The following is a 6,502-nucleotide window of genomic DNA, read 5'->3' on the forward strand; positions in this document are numbered from 1 at the left end:
CGCTGCGTTATCGAACGTTAATAGACAGCAGGCCCGTATTCCAAGCTGTTCCGACTGATCGTTAATGCTCACGGCCTGCATTTATCGGGACACCGGGGGCCGGAACGGGGCGAGTTGACCCCACTTCTTCACACACCGGAGCTTCACATCTCCTTGACAGTGCGTCAGTTGTTATGCGGAGTGGTGTCCTTCCGTCACGGCCGGTGACAGGGGCCGCCGCACCGCGAGCAACGCCATGTCGTCGGTCCCCCCGCCGCCGGTGTGCCGCCGCACTTCCTCGACGAGCGTCGTCAGGAGTGCGTCGGGTCCGCCCGGCCCCGGGAAGATCCGGCCGCCGAGCCGCGTCGCCGGGTCGTAGAACTCGCCCCGGGCGTCACGCGCCTCGGAGAGCCCGTCGGTGTAGAGCAGCAGCATCGCCCCCGGCGGGAACTCCGTCTCGTCCGCGCGGTCCGGCCAGGCGCCCAGGTCACCCATCCCGAGCGGCAGTGCGGGCTCGGTGGCGGACATGACGCACAGCCGTCCGTCGCCGCGCAGGAGCAGCGGGCCCGGGTGCCCGCGGTTGATGAGACGCACCAGACCGTCGCCGTGCGGGATCTCCGCGAGCACGGCGGTGGTGAACCCCTCGAAGGCGTCGAGCCCGTCGCGCCGTGTGCCCTCACGCGCGAGGGCACGCTCCAGGCGCTGTGCCACGGCCTCAAGCGTGGACTCCTGCTCGGCGGCCTCCCGGAACGCCCCGATCACCACGGCGACGGCCGCCACCGCGCCCATGCCCTTGCCCCGTACGTCGCCGACGATGACGCGGACGCCGTGCGGGGTGTCCTGCACGGCGTACAGATCGCCTCCGATGAACGCGTCGGCCTCCGCGGCCTCGTACCGTGCCGCGACGTCGAGGCCGCCGATGCGGGGGTCCGGCTGTGGCAGCACGGCGCGCTGGGCGGCCTCGGAGATGGAGCGGGCGGACGCGAGCTGTTTGTCGCTGCGACGTACGACGCGGTTGATGACGACGGCGAGGACGGCGACGGTCGCCACCGTGATCAGTTCGGTGACGGCCTCCACGTCGGTGGTGGTGCTGGACTTGAAGTGCAGGGCGAGGACGGCGGAGCAGGAGGCGGTGCCGATGAGGACGGTGCTGAGCAGCGAGTAGAAGGGCGCTGCGATGAGCGGGGCCGCGGTGAACAGGGGCACGGCGGTGAACCTGGCGGGGGTCGACACGTCGTACACGATCCCGAGGACGATGAGCAGCAGGGGAAGAGCCCGCACGAGTGCCCGCTCGTGCCGGACATCGGGACGCGTGCCGCCGCCCCCGCCGATTCCTCCTCGCTGCCCCACTCACTCAGGGTTCCCGGAGGGGCGGCGGGGGGCGACCGGTGTGGGCCGACCGGGTCATGGAAACACCGAAGGCCCGGATCCATTTCTGGATCCGGGCCTTCGGTCTTTAGTAGCGGGGACAGGATTTGAACCTGCGACCTCTGGGTTATGAGCCCAGCGAGCTACCGAGCTGCTCCACCCCGCGCCGTTGAATGCAACTCTACGCCATCAGGGGGAGTGAAAGCGAACCGGTTACGAACCGCCTGCGAACGGAGCCTTCCACAGGGGCGCAGGGGCGCAGGGGCGCAGGGGAGCTGGGGAGACGGTCCGCTCGGGCGCCCGGCGGAGCGTGACGACCCGGACCGGGCGTCGTTTGCCAGCTCCTGAAGAAGATCATCACCATAGGCATGACAACTGCTCCAACGGCAACGTCATCGACCACGCTCGGACCGCGCTGCCGGCCCAGGTCCGGCTCAGGCCTTCTGGCGGCGGCCGCGTGCCCTACCTGACGTGACCCCCCATACCGTCCCGACCGAGCATTCCCCACGGACAGAAACCGGAGGCGTGGAAACCCGGCCGGCAGAAAGATCGGCCGCTCGAGGTCGGCAGTGGGCCTACCGCGGTTCGCCCTGCCATTCGACGAGGTGTCCACGGAACCGGTCCAGTGGCGGCCCGCGGTGGGAGAATCGAGACAGACCGGCCGGTGAGGCCGGGCTTGGGAATCGCCGCCGGTGTGTGACGGCGATCCCCAAGCGTGAGGATGTGCGGGGCTCCCTGCCGCCGCATCCTCGCGGGCCCACCCCGGAGTTGAGGGTGCGAGATCACCCCCACAGGCCGGGAGGGCGGAGGTTGGAGCCGTGTTGTCGGCGATGCGGCTCCAGCCGGGCCTCGGTGTTGTTCCGGCTCGGGGGCTGGGAGCCTGATGGGATCACGTGGTCGGTGACAGCACGTGATTTTTCCTGCGTCCGGGATCAGGATAAAGCTCCGTGGGCAGCCGCGATAGGGGCCGTTTCAGGCAGCTCGCCCAACGCCTGTCGGTGGACGGACCAGTTGCCCTTCTGCCTTGAGGCGCTCTCTTCGACGACCGCGCGTTCGTTCTCGCGATCCGGCAACCCCGTCAGCTCTCTCCAGTGCCGGAGCCGGGTGGATCGAAACGTGTGACGTGGTCGTCGACGATGGCACGGGCCAGGCCGGTCAAGGGCGTCGCCTGGGTGTGGGCATGGGCGCGCAGCAGGGCGAGGGCCTGGCCGGTCGTGAGGGAGTGGCGGTAGCTGATCATGCCGATGGCCTGGTGGACCACGGCATCCGCGGGCAGGAGCCAGGCGTGGACGAGCTCGTCCTCAGTCGGCACGGGTGTAGCGAGGAGCAGGAGGTCCGCGGCGTCGGCGTGGTCCTGGGCAACTTGCAGGTCGGCGTCGGAGATCGGGCCGGGCCGGTGGCGGTAGAGGGTGAGGACGAGGCCCGCCTGCCGTGCCGGGTCGGCGCCGTTGAGGATCGGCAGGGCGTAGGCGGCGCGGATGTAGTGCGCCTTCGCCTGCTGGGCAAAGACAGGCCAGTGCCGGGTTGCGGCCGCGTCGTCGAGATCGTCGACCGATACCTGAGCGCGCTGGCTCAGGGCCTGTACACACGGGCCTTCGCCGAGACTGATTTGCAGCTCCTCGCCCTTGCGGGCCAGCGGCCCGACCGCGCAGAGCGACACCCGCTGCGCCAGGGCGGCATCGACCGCCAGTGTGAGCCCCACGGAGTACGCGCTGTGCAGGGCCCTCCGGCACGCCTCCCCGATGCGTAATCCGGGTTTGGAGTTATCACCGGTGTAGCGGGCGGCGAGGATCACGGCCTCCCGCCGGGCGGCCGTCATCGAAGGCTCGGTGCGCGAGCAGGCAGGCAGGCGATGTTGAAGCGCGCGGTCATGGTGGCGTCCGAACTCCGGCATTCACCGCCGACGCTGCCCGGATCGGAAGCCAATGTCAGGGTGAGGTGGGCGAGCGGTGTCGCCTGCGGGCAGCCTGTGTCTCCACCGTACGCCTCACCTCGCGTTCCACGGCGTCCACAGACACTTGGTCGCCTGCCCGCTCCCTCCAGAAGCTTGTGGAGGCACTCGGCCGCCTCGCCGACCTCGGCACCCATACGTCGAGAAGACCCTCCGCAGCCAAAGAAGGTCCCTAGACTGGAGGCGTCGTCAGTGTGTCCTCTGCGCCGCGGAGGCCCCCTCCTGAGGCAGTCACGGGAGGTGAGAGCAGTGGGCACCGAAAGTGACCTGCCACACGTGTTGCGGACCCTGCGCCCCTCCCACGGAGAGCCGGGCCTGATCGGCGCCGACCCGAAACTGTGTGCCCAGGCCCTGCTCGTGGACGGCATCGCCGTCTCCGCGACGACCGACGGCGACCTGAGTGAACTGCTGTGGTCCACGCCAGGCGCCAGCATCCGGCTGGAAGACCTGCAGTTCACGGTGGGCCAGGGACCGGCACTCGAAGTGGCCGCCATGTGCAGGCCCGTCCTGGTGACAGACGTGGCGCGCCTGCCGATGGACCGGTGGCCCGCTCTGCTGCCCGAGCTCACGGAGCTGGGCGTCGGCGCGATCTTCTGCTTTCCCCTGGCCATCGGGTCCGCCTGTCTGGGCACGATGACCCTGCAGCGCTCGGCACCTGGCCCGCTGCCGGACGCCACGTCGACCGACGTCTGGCTCGTGGCCAACGCTTTGATCGCCGTCCTGCTGGACAGCGATCCGCAACAAGAGGCCCTTGCCGGCGCGGCTGACTCCGCGGACTTCTACCGGGCCGCCGTCCACCAGGCCAGCGGAATGATCAGCGTCCAGGCCAGGGTGTCGCTCGCCCAAGCTCTCCTGCGGCTGCGCGCCCACGCCTACCGGCACGGGCAGCCGTTGCTGGAGGTAGCCGAGGACGTAGTAGCCAGGCGGCTGGCCTTCCACAATGATGAAAACGGGCCGGACGAACCTGCCGGTGAAGGGACTGAAGGGCCATGACCCGCGAAGAACAACTACTGGCAGCCATGGTCGATGCCGTGGACACCCTCGTCGACGACTTCGACCTGATCGACTTCCTGCACAAGCTGTGCGACCGCTGCAACGAACTGCTCGACGTCTCCGCCGTCGGAGTCATGCTCGCCGACCCCAACGGCGGCCTGCAACTGATCGCCGCATCGGACGAGCACACCCGGCTGCTGGAACTCTTCGCCCTCCAGGCCGACCAGGGGCCTTGCGTGGAGTGCCACCGCGATGGCACCGCCCGCTTCAACATCTCCCTGAAGTCCCCTGCGGAGACTGCCGCCTTCCCGCTTTTCGCCGAGCGTGCCCGCCAGGCGGGATTCGCCACCAGCCACGCTCTGCCGATGCGCCTGCGCCGGAAGGCCGTGGGCGCGATGAACCTCTTCGACTCCCGTGAACAGAAACTCAGCGACGGTGACGCGCGAGTGGCTCAAGCACTGGCGGACGTGGCCACCATCGCCATCCTGCAACACCGCACCGTCGTCCACGCCAACATCGAGCGCGCCCAGCTACGGGCCGCTCTCTCCAGCCGCATCGTCATCGAACAGGCCAAGGGCATTCTGGCCGAACGCTGGCAGGCCACGCTCGACGAGGCATTCGATGCCCTCCGCCAATACGCTCGCGCCCACCAGCAGAGCCTGGCCGAGCTCTGCAGGCAACTCATCGACGGCTCCATCGACCCCTCTGCCGTGCAACGACCCTGACCAACCCTGACCGCGCACCCGGCCAGGTACCCGCCCCAGCCCCCGGCGGAAGGACGTGTCTCTCCCGCCGCCTGCCTCGCCATAGGGACACCTCGTGAACCAGGACCACCACGCCGCGGCCTGGCAGCGCATCAGCACCGCTGCTCACACCGGTGGCGTCACGCTCACCGTCGCCTGCACGGCCTGCGCCGACGACGTGGAAGCCGACTTCGCCGGAGCCACCCTCGTCGTCGCCGGAGAACTACGCCTGCTGGCCACCGCCACCGACGAGCGCGCCCGGAGCGTGGAAGACGCCCAGCTGATCACCGGCGAAGGACCATGCACCGACGCCTACACCCGCCGCGCCCCCGTCGACACCGCGGACATGCTCCAGGCGACCGACCGCTGGCCCGCCTATGCCCCCGTGGCCGGCGAACACGGCGTCCGCAGCGTTCTGGCACTTCCCCTGACGATCGGCGCCCTCGCCATCGGCGCCATGGATCTCTACCGCCTCGAGCCCACCCCGTTCAGCCCCGCCCAGAAGGAGCGGGCCAGTGCCTACGCCCGCATCCTGGCCCTGCTCGCCCTGGAAGAGCACCCGCACCTGCTCGCCGGCCGTTCCCGGCCCACCCAACGCGGACCACAGGGCTACCCCCCTACCGTCCACATGGCCGCCGGTGTCCTCGCAGCCAAAGACGGGCTCACCCCCGAAGACGCCCTGGCCCGCCTCCGCGCCCACGCCTTCAGCCACAACCAGCCCCTGCTGCGCACGGCGGAACAGGTCATCAACACCCACCAACTCGACTAGAGATGCGTGCGCAGAGGACCACCGATGCTGTCGTACGGTCCACGACACCATCGGCCGCTGCCGCGCCATCCGCTCACGCATCGCTCACGCGAGTCCCCGAGAACAACGCAGCGCCCGAGCCAGCCGAAGCCGACTCGGGCGCTGCGTTGCAGGTCAGAGGGGGTTTCCCTCACCTACTTTCCGTAGACCGTGTGGGACTCGAACCCACAACCAATGGATTAAAAGTCCACTGCTCTGCCAATTGAGCTAACGGTCCGTGCGGATGCACCCCCCGAGCATAGCCGCAGAGGCCCGGTCGTCCGATCGGGTATCGCCTCCCGGGCCCGTCGCGCGGTCCGCGACGGGCCCGGGACGGTCGCCGCGCGCACGACGAAGGGCCCGCACGGCAAAGCCGTGCGGGCCCTTCGGTTCAACTGTTCAGCAGGCGTCAGCCGTTGCGCTTCCAGCGCGGCTTGTCGTCACGGCGGCCGAAGGAGCCGGTGCCCGTGCCGGTGCCGGACGTACCCGAGTTGCGGTTGTACGACGGGCGGTCGTGGCCGCCGGAGCGGAAGCCACCGGAGCCGCCCGCGGGGCGGTCGTCGCGGCGGTCGCGGTTGAACGGACGGTCGCTGCCACGGTGGCCGCCGGAGGGGCGGTCGTCGCGGCGGAAGCCGGAGCCACCACGGTCGTTGCGGTCGCGGTTGAAGCCGCCGCCGCCCC

General features: G+C 69.8%; 5 protein-coding genes, 2 tRNA genes and 1 pseudogene. 3 read left to right on the plus strand and 5 right to left on the minus strand.

The genetic code is table 11. The features are described 5' to 3' along the window. Positions 1 to 171 precede the first annotated feature (171 nt). The 3 genes from ACZ5U5_RS26365 to ACZ5U5_RS26375 all read right to left on the minus strand — a co-directional run bounded on the left by ACZ5U5_RS26365 (position 172) and on the right by ACZ5U5_RS26375 (position 3,166). Positions 172 to 1,329 (minus strand): PP2C family protein-serine/threonine phosphatase, encoded by a 1,158-nt coding sequence (locus ACZ5U5_RS26365; protein ID WP_469026181.1) that lies wholly within the window; start codon positions 1,327 to 1,329, stop codon positions 172 to 174. 110 nt (positions 1,330 to 1,439) lie between these two features. After that, positions 1,440 to 1,513: transfer RNA gene (locus tag ACZ5U5_RS26370), tRNA-Met, on the minus strand. A gap of 912 nt (positions 1,514 to 2,425) precedes the next feature. Further along, positions 2,426 to 3,166: a GAF and ANTAR domain-containing protein gene (locus tag ACZ5U5_RS26375; protein ID WP_469026184.1), complete on the minus strand. Its 741-nt coding sequence runs from the start codon at positions 3,164 to 3,166 to the stop codon at positions 2,426 to 2,428. Between the two features lie 381 nt (positions 3,167 to 3,547). Here ACZ5U5_RS26375 and ACZ5U5_RS26380 point away from each other — a divergent pair, with 381 nt between their 5' ends. The 3 genes from ACZ5U5_RS26380 to ACZ5U5_RS26390 all read left to right on the plus strand — a co-directional run bounded on the left by ACZ5U5_RS26380 (position 3,548) and on the right by ACZ5U5_RS26390 (position 5,803). Beyond that, positions 3,548 to 4,291 carry an ANTAR domain-containing protein gene (locus ACZ5U5_RS26380; RefSeq protein WP_469026186.1) on the plus strand — a complete coding sequence of 248 codons (744 nt, stop codon included), beginning with the start codon at positions 3,548 to 3,550 and terminating at the stop codon, positions 4,289 to 4,291. After that, a complete protein-coding gene (locus ACZ5U5_RS26385; protein WP_469026189.1) occupies positions 4,288 to 5,016 on the plus strand; it encodes an ANTAR domain-containing protein in 729 nt (242 codons plus the stop codon). Before ACZ5U5_RS26380 ends, ACZ5U5_RS26385 begins: the two co-directional genes overlap by 4 nt. Positions 5,017 to 5,110: 94 nt before the next feature. Further along, positions 5,111 to 5,803, plus strand: coding sequence for a GAF and ANTAR domain-containing protein (locus ACZ5U5_RS26390; RefSeq protein ID WP_469026192.1), 693 nt, complete (start codon positions 5,111 to 5,113; stop codon positions 5,801 to 5,803). 183 nt (positions 5,804 to 5,986) lie between these two features. Here the strand turns inward: ACZ5U5_RS26390 and ACZ5U5_RS26395 are convergent. Beyond that, positions 5,987 to 6,059: transfer RNA gene (locus ACZ5U5_RS26395), tRNA-Lys, on the minus strand. Between the two features lie 171 nt (positions 6,060 to 6,230). Next, a pseudogene (locus ACZ5U5_RS26400) lies at positions 6,231 to 6,502 on the minus strand (DEAD/DEAH box helicase); the annotation flags it as partial.

It is taken from the genome of Streptomyces sp. NPDC033177, assembly GCF_055577715.1.